26 protein-coding genes are annotated in these 18173 nt (G+C 64.6%); 11 read left to right on the top strand and 15 right to left on the bottom strand.

Annotated features, from left to right (window positions below):
• The 7 genes from rplQ to infA form a co-directional block, all read right to left on the bottom strand.
• Window positions 1–476, bottom strand: a 476-nt coding sequence (gene rplQ, locus WB785_RS25290) for a 50S ribosomal protein L17 (RefSeq protein WP_424082925.1), incomplete at its 3' end; no start/stop codon positions are given.
• A gap of 24 nt (window positions 477–500) precedes the next feature.
• Window positions 501–1544 (bottom strand): DNA-directed RNA polymerase subunit alpha, encoded by a 1044-nt coding sequence (locus tag WB785_RS25295; RefSeq protein ID WP_424082927.1) that lies wholly within the window; start codon window positions 1542–1544, stop codon window positions 501–503.
• 75 nt (window positions 1545–1619) lie between these two features.
• On the bottom strand, window positions 1620–2225 hold the full coding sequence (gene rpsD / locus WB785_RS25300) for a 30S ribosomal protein S4 (RefSeq protein ID WP_424082928.1): 606 nt from the start codon (window positions 2223–2225) through the stop codon (window positions 1620–1622).
• A 14-nt stretch (window positions 2226–2239) separates the two neighbouring features.
• Window positions 2240–2659, bottom strand: a complete 420-nt coding sequence (gene rpsK, locus WB785_RS25305) for a 30S ribosomal protein S11 (RefSeq protein ID WP_424082930.1) — start codon at window positions 2657–2659, stop codon at window positions 2240–2242.
• Window positions 2660–2662: 3 nt separating this feature from the next.
• Window positions 2663–3037, bottom strand: coding sequence for a 30S ribosomal protein S13 (gene rpsM / locus WB785_RS25310; RefSeq protein WP_424082932.1), 375 nt, complete (start codon window positions 3035–3037; stop codon window positions 2663–2665).
• A 164-nt stretch (window positions 3038–3201) separates the two neighbouring features.
• Window positions 3202–3315 carry a 50S ribosomal protein L36 gene (rpmJ, locus tag WB785_RS25315; RefSeq protein ID WP_003879483.1) on the bottom strand — a complete coding sequence of 38 codons (114 nt, stop codon included), beginning with the start codon at window positions 3313–3315 and terminating at the stop codon, window positions 3202–3204.
• 48 nt (window positions 3316–3363) lie between these two features.
• Window positions 3364–3585 carry a translation initiation factor IF-1 gene (infA, locus tag WB785_RS25320; protein WP_005140011.1) on the bottom strand — a complete coding sequence of 74 codons (222 nt, stop codon included), beginning with the start codon at window positions 3583–3585 and terminating at the stop codon, window positions 3364–3366.
• A gap of 268 nt (window positions 3586–3853) precedes the next feature.
• Here infA and WB785_RS25325 point away from each other — a divergent pair, with 268 nt between their 5' ends.
• From WB785_RS25325 to WB785_RS25375, 11 genes are read left to right on the top strand one after another with little or no spacing between them, the layout of a single operon-like run.
• Entirely contained in the window at window positions 3854–5530 is a 1677-nt protein-coding gene (locus WB785_RS25325) for an FAD-dependent oxidoreductase (RefSeq protein WP_424082939.1), read from the top strand.
• Window positions 5527–7032, top strand: a complete 1506-nt coding sequence (locus tag WB785_RS25330; protein WP_424082940.1) for an ATP-binding protein — start codon at window positions 5527–5529, stop codon at window positions 7030–7032. The genes WB785_RS25325 and WB785_RS25330 overlap by 4 nt, the downstream gene beginning before the upstream one ends.
• A gap of 28 nt (window positions 7033–7060) precedes the next feature.
• Window positions 7061–7909: an LLM class F420-dependent oxidoreductase gene (locus tag WB785_RS25335; RefSeq protein WP_424082942.1), complete on the top strand. Its 849-nt coding sequence runs from the start codon at window positions 7061–7063 to the stop codon at window positions 7907–7909.
• Between the two features lie 20 nt (window positions 7910–7929).
• Window positions 7930–8796: an LLM class F420-dependent oxidoreductase gene (locus tag WB785_RS25340; protein WP_424082944.1), complete on the top strand. Its 867-nt coding sequence runs from the start codon at window positions 7930–7932 to the stop codon at window positions 8794–8796.
• Between the two features lie 19 nt (window positions 8797–8815).
• Window positions 8816–9166 carry a hypothetical protein gene (locus tag WB785_RS25345; RefSeq protein ID WP_424082945.1) on the top strand — a complete coding sequence of 117 codons (351 nt, stop codon included), beginning with the start codon at window positions 8816–8818 and terminating at the stop codon, window positions 9164–9166.
• 37 nt (window positions 9167–9203) lie between these two features.
• On the top strand, window positions 9204–10199 hold the full coding sequence (gene rfbB, locus WB785_RS25350; RefSeq protein ID WP_424082947.1) for a dTDP-glucose 4,6-dehydratase: 996 nt from the start codon (window positions 9204–9206) through the stop codon (window positions 10197–10199).
• A 1-nt stretch (window position 10200) separates the two neighbouring features.
• On the top strand, window positions 10201–10806 hold the full coding sequence (rfbC, locus tag WB785_RS25355; protein ID WP_424082949.1) for a dTDP-4-dehydrorhamnose 3,5-epimerase: 606 nt from the start codon (window positions 10201–10203) through the stop codon (window positions 10804–10806).
• Window positions 10807–10811: 5 nt separating this feature from the next.
• A complete protein-coding gene (locus WB785_RS25360; protein WP_424082951.1) occupies window positions 10812–11717 on the top strand; it encodes an RNA polymerase sigma-70 factor in 906 nt (301 codons plus the stop codon).
• 3 nt (window positions 11718–11720) lie between these two features.
• Window positions 11721–12521: an SDR family oxidoreductase gene (locus tag WB785_RS25365; protein ID WP_424082952.1), complete on the top strand. Its 801-nt coding sequence runs from the start codon at window positions 11721–11723 to the stop codon at window positions 12519–12521.
• Window positions 12518–12982, top strand: coding sequence for a hypothetical protein (locus WB785_RS25370; protein WP_424082954.1), 465 nt, complete (start codon window positions 12518–12520; stop codon window positions 12980–12982). Before WB785_RS25365 ends, WB785_RS25370 begins: the two co-directional genes overlap by 4 nt.
• Window positions 12983–13010: 28 nt before the next feature.
• The gene (locus WB785_RS25375; protein WP_424082956.1) at window positions 13011–13241 is read left to right on the top strand and encodes a deoxyribodipyrimidine photolyase; all 231 of its coding nucleotides are present in this window, start codon (window positions 13011–13013) and stop codon (window positions 13239–13241) included.
• Here the strand turns inward: WB785_RS25375 and WB785_RS25380 are convergent.
• From WB785_RS25380 to WB785_RS25415, 8 genes are all read right to left on the bottom strand, one after another.
• Entirely contained in the window at window positions 13238–13630 is a 393-nt protein-coding gene (locus WB785_RS25380; protein ID WP_424082958.1) for a hypothetical protein, read from the bottom strand. The genes WB785_RS25375 and WB785_RS25380 overlap by 4 nt on opposite strands.
• A gap of 101 nt (window positions 13631–13731) precedes the next feature.
• Complete coding sequence (locus tag WB785_RS25385; RefSeq protein ID WP_424082959.1) at window positions 13732–14064, bottom strand: hypothetical protein; 333 nt, start codon at window positions 14062–14064, stop codon at window positions 13732–13734.
• A gap of 45 nt (window positions 14065–14109) precedes the next feature.
• Complete coding sequence (locus tag WB785_RS25390) at window positions 14110–14490, bottom strand: hypothetical protein (protein ID WP_424082961.1); 381 nt, start codon at window positions 14488–14490, stop codon at window positions 14110–14112.
• Window positions 14487–15416 (bottom strand): metallophosphoesterase family protein, encoded by a 930-nt coding sequence (locus WB785_RS25395; RefSeq protein WP_424082962.1) that lies wholly within the window; start codon window positions 15414–15416, stop codon window positions 14487–14489. Before WB785_RS25395 ends, WB785_RS25390 begins: the two co-directional genes overlap by 4 nt.
• Entirely contained in the window at window positions 15413–15877 is a 465-nt protein-coding gene (locus tag WB785_RS25400) for a cupredoxin domain-containing protein (protein ID WP_424082964.1), read from the bottom strand. Before WB785_RS25400 ends, WB785_RS25395 begins: the two co-directional genes overlap by 4 nt.
• A gap of 79 nt (window positions 15878–15956) precedes the next feature.
• Window positions 15957–16661 carry a Rieske (2Fe-2S) protein gene (locus WB785_RS25405; protein WP_424082966.1) on the bottom strand — a complete coding sequence of 235 codons (705 nt, stop codon included), beginning with the start codon at window positions 16659–16661 and terminating at the stop codon, window positions 15957–15959.
• On the bottom strand, window positions 16658–17200 hold the full coding sequence (locus tag WB785_RS25410; RefSeq protein ID WP_424082968.1) for an RNA polymerase sigma factor: 543 nt from the start codon (window positions 17198–17200) through the stop codon (window positions 16658–16660). Before WB785_RS25410 ends, WB785_RS25405 begins: the two co-directional genes overlap by 4 nt.
• Before the next feature lie 145 nt (window positions 17201–17345).
• Window positions 17346–18170, bottom strand: a complete 825-nt coding sequence (locus WB785_RS25415; RefSeq protein WP_424082970.1) for an SAM-dependent methyltransferase — start codon at window positions 18168–18170, stop codon at window positions 17346–17348.
• Between the last annotated feature and the right edge of the window lie 3 nt (window positions 18171–18173).

Genomic DNA, 18173 nt, shown 5'->3' on the forward strand with positions numbered 1-18173 from the left:
ACCGCGGCCTCCGGCTCGACTGCGGCCTGCGGCGCCGCCGCGGCCGCCTCCGGCGCCTTCTTCGCAGCGGCCTTCGAAGCGCCGACCCGACGCGCACGATCGGCTTCCGAGGTGACCGTCTTCTCCCGCACCAGCTCGATCACCGCCATCGGGGCGTTATCGCCTTGGCGTGCCTCGACTTTGATGATGCGGGTGTAGCCGCCGTTGCGGTCGGCGAAGAACGGCGCAATCTCGTCGAACAGGCTGTGCACGATGTCCTTGTCGCGGATCTTCTTGAGCACCTCACGCCGGTTGTGCAGCGTGCCCTTCTTGGCGTGCGTGATCAGCTTCTCAGCGTAAGGCCGCAGTGCCCGAGCCTTGGGCTCGGTTGTCTTGATCCGGCCGTGCTCAAAGAGCGCCGTGGCCAGGTTGGCCAGAATCGCCTTCTGGTGCGAAGACGATCCGCCGAGGCGACGGCCCTTGGTGGGCTTGGGCATTGCAGACTCCCTTTGGTTAGTGCGTTAGAGCTGTTCGGTTTCCGCGTAGTCCTGGTCGTCGTAGGCACCCTCGCTGGACCAGGTCCCGGTGGCGACGTCGTACCCGGCGACCTCAGACGGGTCGAAGCTGGCGGGGCTGTCCTTGAGCGACAGACCCAGCTGGTGCAGCTTGACCTTCACCTCGTCGATGGACTTCTGCCCGAAGTTGCGGATGTCGAGCAGGTCGGACTCGGTGCGCGACACCAACTCGCCGACGGTGTGCACACCCTCGCGCTTGAGGCAGTTGTACGAACGCACGGTCAGATCCAGGTCGTCGATCGGCAGCGCGAACGACGCGATGTGGTCCGCCTCGGCCGGCGACGGGCCGATCTCGATGCCCTCGGCCTCGACGTTGAGTTCGCGTGCCAGACCGAACAATTCGACCAGCGTCTTACCGGCCGACGCCAACGCGTCACGCGGGCCGATCGAGCTCTTGGTTTCGACATCGAGGATCAACTTGTCGAAGTCGGTGCGCTGCTCGACACGGGTGGCGTCGACCTTGTAGGTCACCTTGAGCACCGGCGAGTAGATGGAATCGACGGGGATACGGCCGATTTCGGCGCCCGATGCCTTGTTCTGCACTGCCGGGACATAACCGCGGCCACGCTCGACGACCAGCTCGATCTCGAGCTTGCCCTTGTCGTTCAGCGTCGCGATGTGCATCTCGGGGTTGTGCACGGTGACACCGGCCGGCGGCACGATGTCGCCGGCGGTGACCTCGCCCGGGCCCTGCTTGCGCAGATACATCGTCACCGGCTCGTCTTCTTCGGAGGACACCACCAGGCTCTTGAGGTTCAAGATGATGTCGGTGACATCTTCCTTGACGCCGGGCACGGTGGTGAACTCGTGCAGCACGCCGTCGATGCGGATGCTGGTGACTGCCGCGCCGGGAATCGACGACAGCAGCGTGCGGCGCAGCGAGTTACCAAGCGTGTAGCCGAATCCCGGCTCCAGCGGCTCGATGACGAACTGCGAACGGTTGTCGTTGATGGCCTCTTCGGCCAGGGTGGGTCGCTGTGAGATCAGCATGGTGTTTCTTCTTCTCCTTCTCGGCACCCGCTATTTGATGCCGTTTAGGTACCTGCACCGGTTGGTGCAGGACTCTTACTTCGAGTAGTACTCGACGATCAGCTGCTCGGTGAGCGGCACCTCGATCTGAGCGCGCTCCGGCAGTTGGTGGATCAGGATCCGTTGCCGCTCGCCGACCACCTGAATCCAGCTGGGGATCGGACGGTCGCCGGCGGTCTCGCGGGAGATCTGGAACGGCACGCTGTTCACCGACTTGTCCCGCACATCGATGATGTCGTATTGCGACACCCGATAGCTGGGGACGTTGACGTGCACGCCGTTGACGGTGAAGTGGCCGTGGCTGACCAGCTGTCGAGCCATCCGGCGGGTGCGGGCGATGCCGGCGCGGTAAACGACGTTGTCCAGCCGGCTTTCCAGGATCTGCAGCAGCTCATCGCCGGTCTTGCCGGGACGGCCCGCGGCCTCTTCGTAGTAGCGGCGGAACTGCTTCTCCATGACGCCGTAGGTGAAGCGGGCCTTCTGCTTCTCCTGCATCTGCAGCAGGTACTCGCTCTCCTTGATCCGCGCGCGACCATGCTGGCCGGGCGGATAGGGGCGCTTCTCGAACGCCTGGTCGCCACCGATGAGGTCGGTGCGCAGCCGGCGTGATTTCCGGGTGATCGGTCCGGTGTAACGAGCCATTGTCTGTTCTTCTCCTAGACCCGGCGCCGCTTGGGCGGACGGCAGCCGTTGTGCGGCTGGGGGGTGACATCAGCGATCGCGCCAACCTCCAGGCCGGCAGCCTGCAGCGACCGGATCGCGGTCTCGCGGCCCGAGCCCGGGCCCTTCACGAAAACGTCGACCTTCTTCACGCCGTGCTCCTGGGCTTTGCGGGCGGCGTTCTCGGCGGCCAGCTGGGCGGCGAACGGCGTCGACTTACGCGAACCCTTGAAGCCGACGTGGCCCGACGACGCCCAGGCGATGACGTTGCCCTGCAGGTCGGTGATCGTCACGATCGTGTTGTTGAACGTGCTCTTGATGTGGGCGGCGCCGTGCGGGACGTTCTTCTTTTCCCGCCGCCGGGTCTTCTGACCCTTCTTCGGGGCGGCAGCGCCTGCCTTCTTAGCTGGGGGCATGACTTACCTGGCCTTCTTCTTGCCGGCGATGGTGCGCTTGGGGCCCTTGCGGGTACGCGCATTGGTCTTTGTGCGCTGGCCGCGCACCGGCATCCCGCGGCGGTGGCGGAGGCCTTGGTAGGCGCCGATCTCAATCTTGCGACGGATGTCGGCCTGCACCTCACGGCGCAGGTCACCCTCGATCTTGAGATTGGCTTCGATGTAGTCGCGCAGATGGGTCACCTGATCGTCGGTGAGGTCCTTGGTGCGCAGGTCTTTGTCGATCCCGGTGGCGGCCAAAATTTCATTCGACCGGGTACGGCCAACGCCGTAGATATAGGTCAGCGCGACCTCCATGCGCTTATCGCGCGGTAGGTCAACGCCCACAACTCGAGCCATGGGTGGCATTCCTTCTGTTCGCGGAGGTCTGATCCCAGTCCGTTCCCGGCTGACTGCTCCGGGGTCCGGCCTCCGTTCCGGACGTTTATGAGGGGCCTATCCCCTCACTGGTGCTGGGAGGTCTGCATTCAGTTGTCGGTACGGCAGGGTCTTGTTAGCCCTGACTAGCCCTGGCGCTGCTTGTGGCGCGGATCAGAGCAGATCACCATGACCCGCCCATGCCGACGGATCACCCTGCATTTGTCGCAGATCGGCTTGACGCTCGGGTTCACCTTCACGGCTCTTCGATCCTGTTCTTCTACTCGATGGCTTTGTCGTTCGGGCTGTTACTTGTAGCGGTACACGATGCGGCCACGGGTCAGGTCGTAGGGAGACAACTCCACTACCACCCGGTCCTCGGGCAGGATGCGGATGTAGTGCTGCCGCATCTTGCCGCTGATGTGGGCGAGCACCTTGTGTCCGTTCTCCAGCTCAATGCGGAACATCGCATTGGGCAGGGGCTCGACCACGCGGCCCTCGACCTCTATGGCGCCGTCCTTCTTGGCCATAACTTCCTAGAAATCCTCGTCTTTTAGTTTCGTCGCTTCGTTTTGTTTCAGCTGAGCCCGGTTCGGCGCAGCATTGGCTGGCTTTGCAACGTGAGCCGGTGTTCGGAAAATTCCCGCAATTCCTGGGGCACGCAAGAAACCAGCGCGATGACGCACCGTTGGTCCACGATACCCGCTCATTCCTGCTGGCCAAAATCGCTGTCGGCGGAATCGGAACCGGCCGACCTCGGCCCGCGAACGAGCCCTGACAGGCGCATACTTAAACCCAATGACAAGCCCCTCAACTCCCGATGCCCAGAGCCGCAAACCGGTGATCTTGACCGTCGACGACGATCCCGCGGTATCCCGGGCAGTTGCCAGGGATCTACGTCGCCACTACGGCGAAGCTCACCGGATCGTGCGGGCCGAGTCGGGCCCGGACGCGCTGGAAACCCTCAAGCAGCTCAAACTGCGCGGTGAGACCGTCGCGACGCTCGTCGCCGACTACCGGATGCCGCAGATGACCGGCATCGAATTCCTCGAGCACGCGATGGACCTCTATCCCGCGGCGCGACGGGTGCTGCTCACCGCTTACGCCGACACCCACGCCGCCATCGACGCGATCAACGTCGTCGACCTCGACCACTACTTGCTCAAGCCCTGGGACCCACCCGAAGAAAAGCTCTATCCGGTGATCGATTCGCTGCTGGACGCGTGGAAGCGGGCGCCCGAACACCCCATCCCACACACCAAGGTGATCGGGCACCGCTGGTCGGCACGGTCCTGGCAGGTGCGCGACTTCCTGGCCCGCAATGGGCTCTATTACAACTGGTTCATGGCCGACGACCCCGACGGCGAGCAGTTGTTGGCCGCCGCCGGCGAGGACGGCCTGCGGCTACCGGTCGTCGTCACCGAACGCGGCGACACCCTGATCGAGCCCAGCGACGCCGAACTGGCCGACACGTTGGGCCTGACCACCACGCCGTCGCAGGAGTTCTACGACCTGATCGTCGTCGGTGGCGGACCCGCGGGCCTGGCCGCCGCCGTCTACGGCGCCTCCGAGGGACTGCGCACCGTGCTCATCGAACGCACCGCGACCGGCGGTCAGGCCGGGCAGAGCTCGCGGATCGAGAACTATCTCGGCTTTCCGGACGGGGTGTCGGGCGGCCAGCTGGCCGACCGGGCCCGCAGACAGGCGGAGAAGTTCGGCGCCGAATTGATCACCGCCCGCACGGCCACCGCGCTGGAGGTCAACGGGTCCAAGCGCACCATCCGGTTCTCCGACGGCGGTTCCATCGACGCGCACGCGGTGATCCTGGCCACCGGCGTCGCGTATCGACAGCTGGCGGCGACAGGCTGCGACGAGTTGACCGGCCGAGGCATCTACTACGGGGCCGCCGTGTCGATCGCGTCGGACTGCAAGGGCGAAGAGGTCTACGTGATCGGCGGGGCCAATTCGGCCGGCCAGGCCGCGATGTATCTGTCCCGCGAAGCCAAATCGGTCACGATCGTGGTGCGTGCCCCGTCGTTGGAAGCCTCGATGTCGCACTACCTGATCGAACAGATCGAGCAGACTCCCAAGATCACCGTGCGCACCTGTACCGAAGTTCATTGCGCTACCGGAGACGATCACCTGGAGAAGCTCACCCTGATCGACAACCGGACCGGTGAAACCGAGGACGTCGCCTGCGGCCGAATGTTCATCTTCATCGGCGCCGCGCCGCGCACCGACTGGCTGGACGGGGTAGTTGCCCGCGACGATCGCGGCTTCATCCTCACCGGGCCGGACCTGCGCAACGTCTGCGGATGGACGCTGGACCGTCCGCCACACCACCTGGAAACCAGCGTGCCGGGCGTGTTCGTGGCCGGCGATGTGCGCGCCGAGTCCGCTAAACGCGTCGCAGCCGCAGTCGGCGAAGGATCGATGGCCGTGATGCTGGTCCACCGCTACCTGGCGGAGTCATGACCGCATCTCACCGGTGTCACGTCGACGAGCTGCGCACCCTGTTCTTGTTCGAGGCGCTGACCGATGAGCAGCTCGAGATGTTGTGCGCCAACGGGGATATCGAGGAATTTCAGCCGGGACCAATCATCGTCGAGGGCGAACCGGCAACCTGCTTGTACGTCCTGATCGAGGGCGAACTGGCCATGTCGAAGCTCTCCGGTGGTCAGGACATCGAGACCAACCGGACGTCCCAGCGCGGGGTCTATTGCGGCGCGTGGCGAGCCTTCACCGGTCAGCTGCAACGGCAGAGCTACGACGCCTCGGTGTACGTCACCAAGCCGTCGCGGTTTTTCGTGCTCGACGCGCCGGCTTTCGCCGACTTCATGAAGGAGCAGTTCCCGATGGCCGTCCACCTGCTCGACGGGATGGCGGTCGGCCAGGAACGCACCCGCCGGGTCATTGCCAACCGGGAGAAGCTGCTCGCGCTGGGCCGGTTGTCGGCCGGGCTGACCCATCAGCTGAACAATCCCGCCGCGGCCATCGCACGGGCGGCCGACGAGCTGCGCGGCCGGATCTCCGGCATGCGCGGGAAACTGGCGATGCTCGCCGACGGCACCGTCAGCCCCGAGACGCTGAACGCTCTGGTGCAGCTGCAGGACGCGGTCGCCGAGCAGGTCGCCAAATCGGCGTCGCAGCATCTGACCGCGCTCGAGACCGCCGACCGCGAGGACGCCGTCGGCGAGTGGCTGGAGGACCACGACATCGCCGGCGGGTGGGACATCGCGCCGACGTTGGTCGAAGGCGGCGTCGGTACCGACTGGTTGCAGCGGATCGCCGCGACCGCAGAAGAATTGGATAGATCGGCTTCGCTGGAAGAGGCGATCCGCTGGATCAGCTACACCATCGAGAGCGAGCTTCTGATGAACCAGATTTCGGAAGCGAGCAAACGGATTTCGGCGTTGGTCGCCGACGCCAAGCAATATTCCCGGATGGACCGCGCCCTGTTCGATGTGGCCGATGTGCACGAACTGCTGCGCAGCACGCTCGTGATGTTCGCAGACCGATTGAGCAAAGACAAGCAACCCGGCGCGATCACAGTGGTCAAAGAATTCGACCAATCGCTTCCCGAGATCCCTTGCTTCCCAGGCGATCTCAACCAGGTCTGGACCAACATCATCGACAACGCGCTGGCGGCGATGCGCGATACCGGCGGCACGCTGACCGTCCGCACCGGCAGAGAAGGCGAGAAGCTGGCCCGTATCGAGATCTGCGACACCGGGCCCGGCATCCCCGAGGACATCCGCGAGCACATCTTCGAACCGTTCTTCACCACCAAACCGTTCGGCGAAGGCACCGGCCTCGGGCTGGATTTGGCGTTCAACATCGTCGTGAAAAAGCATCGCGGGGATCTGCGGGTGGAGTCTGTGCCGGGCAATACCCGCTTCATCGTGTTGCTGCCGCTGGAAAAGCCTCGCGTCGAGGACTTGGCCGATCCCGACCTGGATGCAGAGCTGACGGAATAGCGATATCACGCGACCGGTTGGAGACACCATGACTGATGCAGCGAGTAAGCCCAACCTTGGTCGGTTCGGATCGTTCGGCCGCGGCGTCACCCCGCAGCAGGCCAAAGAAATCGAAGCCCTTGGCTACGGGGCCGTCTGGGTAGGCGGTTCACCGCCGGCCGAGCTGGAATGGGTGGAGCCGATCCTGGAAGCGACCACCACGCTGCAGGTGGCCACCGGCATCGTCAACATCTGGTCGGCGCCCGCCAAACCGGTCGCCGAGTCGTTCCACCGCATCGATAAGGCCTACCCCGGCCGGTTCCTGCTGGGTATCGGCGTCGGGCACCCCGAGGCGATCAGCGAATACCGCAAGCCCTACGACGCGCTGGTCGAGTACCTGGACCGCCTTGACGATTACGGTGTGCCGGCCAACCGCCGAGTGGTTGCCGCGCTGGGCCCGCGAGTGTTGAAGCTTTCGGCGCACCGCAGCGGTGGAGCGCATCCCTACCTCACCACGCCGGAGCACACGGCGCAGGCCCGCGAACTGATCGGCCCGTCGGCGTTCTTGGCACCCGAGCACAAGGTGGTTCTGACCACCGATGCGGGTCGCGCCCGGGCGGTCGGCCGAAAGGCGCTCGATATTTACCTCAACCTGGCCAACTACCTGAACAACTGGCGGCGGCTGGGGTTCACCGACGACGACGTGACGCGCCCCGGCAGTGACCGGTTGGTCGATGCCGTGGTTGCCTACGGCACGATCGACGCGATAGCTGCCCGGCTCAATGAACACCTCGACGCCGGCGCCGACCACGTCGCCGTTCAGGTCCTGACCAAAAGTGAGAACCTGGTCTCGGCGCTGGCCGAATTGGCGGGGCCGCTTGGACTGAATCAGTCGTGAGCAACAAGAGGGGGAACTAGATGACCGAGGCCGTATCGCTGAAACCTGACCTGGGCCGGTTCGGCGTATGGCTGGCCTTCCGCTCGCTGGCACCCGAACTGGCCGCGCAAATCGAGTCGCTCGGTTACGGCGCGGCCTGGGTCGGCGGATCGCCAGACGCGGAGTTGGATTGGGTGGATCCGGCTCTGGCGCAGACTAATTCGCTGCAGCTGGCCACCGGGATCGTCAACATCTGGTCGGCGCCGGCGCCGGTGGTCGCCAAATCTTTTGAACGCATCGAAAACGCCCATCCGGGAAGGTTTTTGCTGGGTATCGGGGTGGGCCATCGCGAGCACACCGAGGAATACGTGAAGCCCTTCGATGCGCTGGTCGGTTACCTCGACCAACTGGACAGCGCCATGGTGCCGACCAGTCGCCGGGTGCTCGCGGCGCTGGGCCCCAAGGTGCTGAAGCTGGCCGCCGAACGCAGTGCGGGCGCGCACCCATATCTGACCACGCCGCAACACACGGCCAAGGCTCGCGACAAGCTCGGTGGGTCGGTGTTCCTGGCACCCGAGCACAAGGTGGTGCTGAGCACCGACGCCGCGGAGGCCCGCCGCATTGGCCGCGAGACCGTCGACCACTACCTGGGCCTGAGCAACTACGTGAATAACTGGCTGCGACTGGGATTCAGCGAAGACGACGTGCGCAAGCCCGGCAGCGACCGGCTGATCGACTCGGTGGTGGCCTACGGAACCCCCGAAGCCATTGCGCAGCGTCTCAATGAACATCTCGAGGCCGGCGCCGATCACGTGGCGATCCAGGTGCTGGGCGGCTGGACGCCAGAGACCCTGCTGCCCGTGCTGAGCGAACTGGCCGGGCCGTTGGGGCTGACGCCCACCAGCTGATCTGGCGGACGGGGTCGTCATGGTGCTTCGTAGTGGCGTGGTACGAATCGCTTGCGTGGTCTGCGCCCTCGCCGCGCTGTTGCTAGCGTTCATGACCTACAGCGAAGTGGCCTTGGCCGGCTTTCCGGACGGACACCTCACCGACTACGACCGAGCCGCCGATAGGCCGCTAGAGGTTTTCGGTTATGTGCAGGCCGCATTCGGTTTGCTGTTTCTGGTCCTCGCCTTTTCGCCGATGAAGGCCCGACGGCGTGCCGTGGGACTGCTGGCAAGCCTTATCGCATGTGTCCTCGTCGCGGTGGTCGTGCAGGTCGGCGTCCCTTGGTATTTCGGAACCCATCTCGGCCTCGATAACGGAATCGGCGGTTAGCTCGGGGCCCGAATCGGCGCCCGGCTAGAGTTCCCCCATGCGGCTGCTGGTGACCGGCGGCGCCGGTTTCATCGGCGCCAACTTCGTGCACACCACCGTTCGCGAGCATCCGGAAGACGCGGTGACGGTGCTCGATGCCATGACATATGCGGGCACCCGCGAATCGCTGGCTCCCGTCGAAAACGAGATCCGGCTGGTCCAGGGCGACGTCACTGACGCCGAATTGGTCTCCCGCCTGGTCGCCGAGGCTGACGCGGTGGTGCACTTCGCGGCCGAAACCCACGTCGACAACGCGTTGGCCGACCCGGCGCCGTTCCTGCGGGCCAATGTGATCGGGACGTTCACGATTCTGGAGGCGGTGCGCCGGCATGGGGTCCGGCTGCACCACGTCTCCACCGATGAGGTTTACGGCGATCTCGCGCTCGACGACCCGCAGCGGTTCACCGAGTCCACGCCCTACAACCCGTCGAGTCCGTACTCGGCGACAAAAGCCGGCTCCGACATGCTCGTGCGAGCCTGGGTGCGCTCCTATGACGTTCGCGCGACGATCTCGAACTGCTCCAACAACTATGGGCCGTATCAGCACCTGGAGAAGTTCATTCCGCGCCAGATCACCAACGTGCTGACCGGGCGTCGGCCGAAGTTGTACGGCAAAGGAACCAACGTCAGGGATTGGATCCACGTCGAGGACCACAACGACGCGGTCCGGCGGATTCTGACCGGCGGCCAAGTCGGCCGGACCTATTTGATCGGCGCCGACGGCGAACGCGACAACGTGTCTGTGCTGCAGACATTGCTCCAACTGATGGGACGCGATCCCGACGACTTCGATTACGTCATCGATCGGGTCGGCCACGACCTACGCTACGCCATCGACCCGACCCCGCTGTGCAACGAATTAGGCTGGGCGCCAAAGCATACCGATTTTACCGAGGGCCTGCGTGAGACCATCGACTGGTATCGGGAAAACGAATCATGGTGGGGTCCGCTGAAAGCTGCCGTCGAAGCCCGCTACGAACAATGGGGCCGTTGACGTGCAGGTTCGTGAACTCGACATCGCTGGCGCGTGGGAGATCACCCCGCAACTGCATTCCGATTCGCGTGGAATGTTCTTCGAGTGGCTCACCGACCGCGGCTTCGCCGGGTTCGCCGGTCACCGGCTAGACGTGCGGCAGGCCAACTGTTCGGTCTCGGCAGCCGGTGTGCTGCGCGGCCTGCATTTCGCCCAGCTGCCACCGAGCCAGGCCAAGTACGTGACCTGCCTTACCGGATCGGTGTTCGACGTCGTCGTCGATGTCCGGGTTGGCTCACCAACTTTCGGTCAGTGGGACTCGGTTCTGCTCGACGACCGTGACCGTAGGACGGTGTATCTCTCCGAGGGTCTCGCGCACGGTTTCCTTGCGCTGCAAGATAACTCGACGGTGATGTACCTATGCTCCACGGAATATAACCCGCAACGCGAACACACCATTGCCCCCACCGACCCGACGCTGGCGATCGACTGGCCGAGCGGACACGAATTGCTGTTGTCTGACCGCGATGCCGCAGCACCCTCCCTCGCGGAAGTGCGCGCCGCCGGCCTGCTGCCGAGTTGGGCAGAGACGAAGGACTTCGTCCACGGGTTGCGAGGCAGATCTTAAGGCAAATGACCGCGGTAGCGGAGGAGTTCGAATCGCAGCGGCCCCGCCTGTTCGGGCTTGCTTACCGGTTATTGGGGTCAGCAGGCGAGGCCGAAGACGCAGTGCAAGACGCCTACCTACGGTTGCACGCGACCGATCGAGCGACGATCGGCTCCTTGCCGGCCTGGTTGAGCAAGGTCGTCACGAACTTGTGCCTCAACCGATTGACGTCGGCTCGTGCTCGGCGGGAGATCTACATGGGTCCGTGGCTGCCGGAACCCGTCATCACCAGCGATGGAACGTTGGGGCCGTTGGAAACCGCCGAGCTTCGCGATTCGGTGTCGATCGCGTTGCTCTCCCTGATGGAGCGGCTCGGCCCCAGCGAGCGCGCCGTGTTCGTGCTCAGGGAAGCATTCGGCTACAGCCACCGCGACATCGGCGAGTTCATGGAAACCACCGAAGCCAACGCTCGCCAGTTGCACCGCCGGGCAAAGCAACGACTCGGTGATCCGGCGCCTCGGTTCCAGCCCGATCCGGCGCGGTGGCGCGACCTGGTGGACCGTTTCTTGACCGCAAGCCGCAGCGGTGACGTCGCCGGGTTGGTCCCCATGCTGACCGCCGATGTCACGTCCACCGCCGACGGTGGCGGGAAAGTGGCGGCCGCGCGGCGGCCGGTGGTGGGCCGCGACCGGGTGGCCCGATACGTGGCGGGTGCGTTTAGCCGACCCTTGCCCGCAATACAGCTCCAATTCGGCGTCGAGGTCAACGGCGAGCCTGCGGTGCTCGGTTTCACCGACTCGGTGCTGGCTGGCGTGCTGTTTTTCCAAACAGATGGCGACCGGATAGCCGCCCTGCGAGTCGTCGCGAACCCGGACAAATTGCGATTCCTGGACCGGCAGCTGTCACACCCCGCCGGGCTATCCGGTCCATAAGGTATGACGAAACGCGTACTCGTGGTCGGCGGCACCGGCGTCTTAGGCCGAGCGGTGGTCGATCAGCTCCTCACATCCGGCGCCAGCGTGCGCATCCTCAGCCGAGGCCGGCGGACCCACCAACACAACGACGCCGAACACGTCACCGGCGACCTGCGCACCGGCGACGGGCTCGATGCGGCTGTCGCCGGCGTCGACACCATCGTGCAGTGCTCCGAACACGTGGATCATCTGGTCGAGGCGGCGAAACAAGCCGGCTCCCCGCATCTGGTGTACACCTCGATCGTCGGCTCCGACCGTGTCCCGGTGTACCGGCGAAAAGTGGCCGATGAAGAGCTGGTCGCAAGGTCCGGCCTGCCGTGGACGGTGCTGCGGGCGACTCAGTTCCACGATCTCATCGCCATGCTGCTACGCATGTTGGCCAAACCACCGATCATGGCCCTGCCCGCCGGCTGGAGTTTTCAGCCGGTCGATGTGCGCGAGGTCGGTACCCGGCTCGCCGAGCTCGCGCTCGGCGAACCCACCGGCAGGGCACCAGATTTCGGCGGGCCAGAGGTCCGTGCGGTCAGCGACCTTGCCCGCAGCTACTTGGCAATGGTCGGCAAGCATCGCCTGATTCTGCCAATCCTGCTACCGGGCAGGGTGTTTCGGGCATACCGTGCCGGCGGCCACCTGGCGCCGGATCACGCACAAGGCACAGTCACCTTCGAGGAGTACCTCAGCGAGCAGTTCGCCGCCGGTGTCGTCCCGTACGCCGACGCGCTTCGTACCTACCTACCTCTCCGTCGATGGCAGCGGCGATGAAGCTCACCGATGTGCTGCTGCGAGCAGGTATCTGGTTCCTCGCGCTCACCGAACTCGCGGTGGGAGCTGTTGCGACGCTGACTCCGCGGGTCTTCTACGACCACGTCCCTGGGGTGAGCCTGTTGCCGCCGTATTCCGAACACCTGATGCGCGATGTCGGTGCGCTGAACCTTGCGCTGACGGTGGTGTTATTCGTCGCAGCGGTGACCATGGAGCGACTGATTGTGCGCACCGCGCTGATTGCCTACTTGGTGTTCGCCATCCCCCACTTGCTGTTTCACCTCACCCATCAGCACCACTACACGGCGGCGGCGGCAGTCACCGAAAAAATAGGCCTAGTTGCGGCGGTGCTGCTTCCGATTGCGCTGCTGATCCTGGATCTGCGCGACAACACGAAGGAGACCACAGCGCCGTTTGATTCCGGCTCTCCTGGGTATCCCAGTCCGGAACACGAGCACTGAGATCCCGTCCGGCGCACAGGAGGTCATCATGTTCCATCAACTAGTGCTGGCCGCCTACAGCCAGCCGGAGGCCGCAGGCTTTATCCTGCGCGGCATCAAAGGCATTTTCGTCGCGATCGGCAGTATCATCGCGGCGATAATTTGTGCAGCCATCGCAGCGATGAAGGGCCGCAACCCATTCGGGTGGGGCATCCTTGGACTGTTCTTCAGCATCCTGACGCTGATCGTCGTGATAGTGATCCCGTCCAAGAAGGACTAACGGGTGGGCATTATCTCCCAGGTATCGGTGGGGTAAGCGCATATCAAGGGGACGCCGTCGGGTGACTGTGCAGTAAATCCCCCACTACCGTCTGGAGCGAGGGCGTGTATCTCCTCCACGCACTGCTTGCCGCCGATCTGTCGAACCCCGACCAGCGTCCCGGCATCGACCCACACATGGGGTTGGCCGGGTCGACCACATGCCAAAACCTTGCCGCTGGCGTCGTATCCGAAGATGTAGCGTCCGGTCGGGGTAGCGCAGGACTTCCCGAGCGCCGCATCGTGGCTCATATTGGGGACCGGCTGGCTCGCCGGGTCGGCGCTGGCCAGGCCGGCCGCGCCGAGCGCCGCGGCGGCGATGGCCGTTGCGACGAACCGTGCATCAATCATGGCCACACTCCTCGCGCCTGCTGGCATGACCTGTAAGTCGGCAGGTTGACCGACTAGCCCGTCGCGTTGACGAAAACGAACAACTGAGAAAGCCACTCAGCTCAGGGCTTGAATCCCAGATCGTGCAACGCGTCTACGCAACCGCGTATCCAATCGTTCTGATTGGGCGGTACCGGTCCGCCGCCCATCTCGAGTTGGCAAACCAGGCCGGTGTCGTAGCCGGCCTGTTTCATCTCGTTTTTCAGGAAGGTGCTATTCCTCGGCTGCGAGTAAAAGGCGTGCTCGCTGTTGTACCCATCCTGGTATGACGGGGTCTGGCCCGGGGCCGGACCGCACTGACCTGCGGCGCAATGCGGGTCTGCGCCGGCCAGTGACGCCGAGCCAATCGCAGCCGTGACGATACTTACCGCGACCAGAGTCGCACGGAACAACATGCGCCCAACCCCTCTGTTTGAGACCTACAGAAGAGTATGCACGGCTTACCTGCGAACGCGCCGCCCCTCGGCCAGATAGGCCGTCCAGAGCCCGATGGTCAGCACTTCAGCGACCACGCTGATCGCCGCGTGCGGCGCCGGCTCCCAGCCCTGTTCGGAAAACCCGAAAAGCCCGACGGTGCGCGACAACGCGAAGGCGACCAGTGCACCGCCGGCCAACGCGGCCGCTGCCCACTGAAGCCACGGCGGCCCGCCGAGCAGGATCAGCGCAGCGAGTGCGAATGAGACCCCGGCCTGCACAACGAAAGCCGTGCCGATCGTCGGAATATGCTGGTAACCATGGATATACAGATAGGTGTGGCTGATCCCGCTGACGACCACCGCAGCCGCGATTCCGATTCGGATCAGCAACCCGGCGAACCTCATTGCAGTGTCCGTTCTTTCAATGCGAGGGCGGCGTGTCCCCGGGTGTAGCTGACCTCGCGGATACCCAGCGCGTCGTGCAATTTGCCTGCCGGCAGGGTGACGGGCTTCGGTGCCGGACCGTCGCCGGGATGAGGTAGCGGATACGCCGTCGTGGTGCCGCTGTAGAACGTCACATTGTCTTCCGTCTTGGAAAAGACCTGGTGGACATGGCCGTTGAGGCAGGTCACCGACGAGAAGCGGCGCAGATAGCTCAGCGCCTGGGTGGCGTCGTCGGTACCCCAGCCCCAATTCGGATACATTGCGAACAGCGGTATATGGCTGAACACGATGATCGGCGTATCACTGCGCAGCGCCGCCACATCCTTCGCGATGAAGTCCAGTTGATCGACACCCAGGTGACCGAGCTTTTTCAAATTGAGCGTGTTCACCAGCGCAATCACATGCACGCCGGCGATGTCGAAGCTGTACCAGCCTTCACCGCGGGTTCCCGCGCCGAACACGCTTCGATACTTTTGGCCCGCATCGTCGACCGAGTCGTGCTCGCCTGGCACGGTGAAGACATGCGGCGTACGCAGCCCGGTCATCATCTGCTTGACCTGATCGAACTGATCCGGCGTGGCCAGGTGGGTGAGATCGCCGGTGTGGATGACGAAGTCGGGTGTGTAACCGAGGTTATTGATGCGCTCGATCGCCTGGCCGAACGAGCCTGCGACATTCGAATTCGCCTTTCCGGAGAACCCGATGTGGCTGTCGCTGACCTGAGCGAATCGCAGCGCGGGCCGGCCTTGAGCCCGCGCGGCCTCCGCGGTACCGGCGACGTGCGAGATCACTTCACCACCGATCACCGCCAGGCCGACGGCCGCACCGAACCATGCGCTGTGCCGGATCAGTTGTCGGCGGCTCATCGAGTGCTCAGCGTCGGTCATTGCGTGACAACCACTGTCGCGTGCATGTATGGGTGGATCGAGCACACGTAATCGAACTTGCCTGCGGTCGGGAATATGTGCGAATACGTGCCCTGCGAGCCCATTCCGGGTGAGTGAAACGACCCGTCGTTGGCGGCTATCGTGTGCGGCTCTTCGTCGTGGTTGGTCCAGGTGACCGTGCTTCCCGCGCGAACGGTCAGCGTCGCCGGGACGAAGGCAAAGTTGTCAATGCTGACCGCGTCACCGGCTACCGGAGCCGCAGATCCCGTCGCCGACGTCGAGGCGCCCGCCGGCGGGCCCGACATCGAGGGCATGCCGCCCATCCCCGGCATTCCCGGCGTCGTCGCGCCCGACCCGAACGTCACCGATGGCGACGTCTGGTGGGTCGGCGGCGACGAGCATGAGGCCAGCATCATTCCTGCCAGCAGCACCACCCGCGCGCCCCGATATCGTTCGGGCATAACGTTGCACCTCCATCGGTCGGCGAAGGACGTAAGAGACCAAGCACTGCCAACAGATAGGGCGGCGGGTTACAGGCCGTCAGGCCGGCTCGTTAGGACTCGGCGGGGCGAATACCTCGATGACACCACCTTGTTCACGAACCATCAACGTGGGCAACGGCTTCGGCGAGATCGGCAATTGATGCGTCAGCACCTGGCCGGCGGGCGAAAACGACGTCGAGTGGCACGGGCAGCGCAGCCGGGCCTCGGGTGCGTCGAACCACAATCGGCAGCCCTGATGGGTGCAGACCCCCGACACGGCTTCGGGCTTGCCGTCGACACGGCGAACGAATCCGACAACCGAGCCGAGATCGAACGGGTGCATGACGCCGTCGGGCACCTCCGCACTTGCCGCGACCCGCTGCCAGCGCCCGGCGTTTGGGGTGAGCTCGCCGGAGTTGTACTTGTTGTCGCCGTCGGCGACCTGCCCACTATCGATCAGCGCTCGATCGATGGATACCGCCGCCACCGCGGCGGCCGCTGCTGCCGACGTGCCGACGATGACATGCCTGCGGGTGGCCCCGGGTTGTCCTGCCGGCTGTGCAGTGGCTTCCATTTGTGCGGCAAGACGGTGGCGCAGGTCAGTGAGGAATTCCTCTCGCGGCGCATCACTGCCGAGCCGCGCCGCCTGGAGATCGATGGCCGTCCGGATTTGCGCAGCTTCAAAATCGTCGGGCCGGAACGGCTTAGGACGACGACCCCGCAACAGGTCGTCGACATACCTGCGCAACCCGCGCGCGTTCATGATTCGTCCTTCTCGTTGACCTGTGCGGCCAGCCGCAGTGCGCGATGCTGGAGCACCTTGGCGTTGGCGACGCTGACCCCGAGCTCGGCGGCCGACTCTTTGATCGAACGGCCTTGCAAGAACCGCAGTTCCAAGATCCTTCGATAATTGTCCGGCAGCCGCTGAAGAACCTGGGCGACTCGCTTGGGAGCGGTGCTGATCACCTCTTCGCGGTCGGGTGGTTGCTCGATATCGTCATCGATCGTGGTGATCTCACGTCCCAGCGTTTCGCGCCAATGCGCGGCCAGCACCGTTCGCGCGGTGGCCCGTAGATAAGCGCGAATCTCGCCGACGCTTGCCGTCAACCGCAGCGGTCGCAGCGCGGCGAGGAAGACTTCGGCGGTGAGGTCCTCTGCGTCGGCCCGGTTGCCCACCCGGGCGAAGATAGTGCGATACACCCAGGTGGCGTTGTCCTGGTACACCGCCTCCCAGTTGGGATAGCCGCCGTCGGGCACTACCCGCAAGGGACGCGGGTCGACGGGTTCGCCGTGTGCCGTCACATACCGCCTGCCTGTTGCCAACCGTGGCTCCGCTGAGAATAGTGCCATGTCACCGGTCCATAGCGGCTCGGGTTACATCGTCGCCGACTGGGTTCGATTGCCCGACTCCTCCTCATCGCGCTTCGCGCTCTGCATCGTCGCCGGGCTAGGCCTTGATCGCCTCGATGAAATAGCCGCGCGGCGCCCCGGGCACATCGGCAGGAACCGGTGGATGCATCCATCGATTCCACCGGTTTCCGGGCTCGGCCGCATCAGTGACGGTGGCGGTCCAGCCCCGGTTCTCGACGAGAGCAGCCGGGGTGTCGCTGCCGAACGTCCACGGCGCCCCCAGCTTTGCCATGTAGTCCAGCGTCGGCTGCAGGAACTCCGCCTCCAACATCGTCTTACCGACGATGTCGTACAACAGCACCGAACCCGGAGCCGACAACGCATCGACGCGGGCGAACAGATTGTCGACATCCGAGGCTTCGAGGTACTGCAGCAGCCCCTCGATCAGCCACACCGTCCTCGAGGTAAAGCTAAGCCCTTGTGACTGCAGAACTTTCGGCCAGTCATCAGCCAGGTCGACGCCGACCGCAACACGTCGGCAGCGCGGTTGCTCACCCGCGAGTCGTTCGTCTTTGGTCGCGATCATGTGGGGCTGGTCGACTTCGTAAATGACTACGCCGCGCTGCCATGGCAATCGGAATGCGCGAGCGTCCATGCCTGCGGCGAGGATGGCCACCTGCGAAACGCCGTCGGCCTGGGCGCGCAGCAGCGCCTCGTCGAAGAACCTGGTGCGAACGACGATCGGTGCCGACGGCTGTTCGGTCTTGGCAGCGGCGTCGGCAAGCAACCGCCGGCCGTCGTCGCCGGCCAGCCGTTGGGCGAACGGATCGGTGAAAAGAGCGTCGTCACGGGCTGATTCCTCGGCGCGCATCGCCGCGACGAGCAGTCCGGTCGCCGCTACCGCTTGTTTGGCGTTATCCATAAC

Source organism: Mycobacterium sp. (assembly GCF_049585075.1).
GTDB lineage: Bacteria > Actinomycetota > Actinomycetes > Mycobacteriales > Mycobacteriaceae > Mycobacterium.

What these genes read in the sequence shown, in the direction of transcription:
- WB785_RS25295 (WP_424082927.1), bottom strand. Translation starts at nt 1,544, where the DNA reads ATGCTGATCTCACAGCGACCCACCCTGGCCGAAGAGGCCATCAACGAC.
- rpsD (WP_424082928.1), bottom strand. Translation starts at nt 2,225, where the DNA reads ATGGCTCGTTACACCGGACCGATCACCCGGAAATCACGCCGGCTGCGC.
- rpsK (WP_424082930.1), bottom strand. Translation starts at nt 2,659, where the DNA reads ATGCCCCCAGCTAAGAAGGCAGGCGCTGCCGCCCCGAAGAAGGGTCAG.
- rpsM (WP_424082932.1), bottom strand. Translation starts at nt 3,037, where the DNA reads ATGGCTCGAGTTGTGGGCGTTGACCTACCGCGCGATAAGCGCATGGAG.
- infA (WP_005140011.1), bottom strand. Translation starts at nt 3,585, where the DNA reads ATGGCCAAGAAGGACGGCGCCATAGAGGTCGAGGGCCGCGTGGTCGAG.
- WB785_RS25325 (WP_424082939.1), top strand. Translation starts at nt 3,854, where the DNA reads ATGACAAGCCCCTCAACTCCCGATGCCCAGAGCCGCAAACCGGTGATC.
- WB785_RS25330 (WP_424082940.1), top strand. Translation starts at nt 5,527, where the DNA reads ATGACCGCATCTCACCGGTGTCACGTCGACGAGCTGCGCACCCTGTTC.
- WB785_RS25335 (WP_424082942.1), top strand. Translation starts at nt 7,061, where the DNA reads ATGACTGATGCAGCGAGTAAGCCCAACCTTGGTCGGTTCGGATCGTTC.
- WB785_RS25340 (WP_424082944.1), top strand. Translation starts at nt 7,930, where the DNA reads ATGACCGAGGCCGTATCGCTGAAACCTGACCTGGGCCGGTTCGGCGTA.
- WB785_RS25345 (WP_424082945.1), top strand. Translation starts at nt 8,816, where the DNA reads ATGGTGCTTCGTAGTGGCGTGGTACGAATCGCTTGCGTGGTCTGCGCC.
- rfbB (WP_424082947.1), top strand. Translation starts at nt 9,204, where the DNA reads ATGCGGCTGCTGGTGACCGGCGGCGCCGGTTTCATCGGCGCCAACTTC.
- WB785_RS25360 (WP_424082951.1), top strand. Translation starts at nt 10,812, where the DNA reads ATGACCGCGGTAGCGGAGGAGTTCGAATCGCAGCGGCCCCGCCTGTTC.
- WB785_RS25365 (WP_424082952.1), top strand. Translation starts at nt 11,721, where the DNA reads ATGACGAAACGCGTACTCGTGGTCGGCGGCACCGGCGTCTTAGGCCGA.
- WB785_RS25370 (WP_424082954.1), top strand. Translation starts at nt 12,518, where the DNA reads ATGAAGCTCACCGATGTGCTGCTGCGAGCAGGTATCTGGTTCCTCGCG.
- WB785_RS25375 (WP_424082956.1), top strand. Translation starts at nt 13,011, where the DNA reads ATGTTCCATCAACTAGTGCTGGCCGCCTACAGCCAGCCGGAGGCCGCA.
- WB785_RS25380 (WP_424082958.1), bottom strand. Translation starts at nt 13,630, where the DNA reads ATGATTGATGCACGGTTCGTCGCAACGGCCATCGCCGCCGCGGCGCTC.
- WB785_RS25385 (WP_424082959.1), bottom strand. Translation starts at nt 14,064, where the DNA reads ATGTTGTTCCGTGCGACTCTGGTCGCGGTAAGTATCGTCACGGCTGCG.
- WB785_RS25390 (WP_424082961.1), bottom strand. Translation starts at nt 14,490, where the DNA reads ATGAGGTTCGCCGGGTTGCTGATCCGAATCGGAATCGCGGCTGCGGTG.
- WB785_RS25395 (WP_424082962.1), bottom strand. Translation starts at nt 15,416, where the DNA reads ATGACCGACGCTGAGCACTCGATGAGCCGCCGACAACTGATCCGGCAC.
- WB785_RS25400 (WP_424082964.1), bottom strand. Translation starts at nt 15,877, where the DNA reads ATGCCCGAACGATATCGGGGCGCGCGGGTGGTGCTGCTGGCAGGAATG.
- WB785_RS25405 (WP_424082966.1), bottom strand. Translation starts at nt 16,661, where the DNA reads ATGAACGCGCGCGGGTTGCGCAGGTATGTCGACGACCTGTTGCGGGGT.
- WB785_RS25415 (WP_424082970.1), bottom strand. Translation starts at nt 18,170, where the DNA reads ATGGATAACGCCAAACAAGCGGTAGCGGCGACCGGACTGCTCGTCGCG.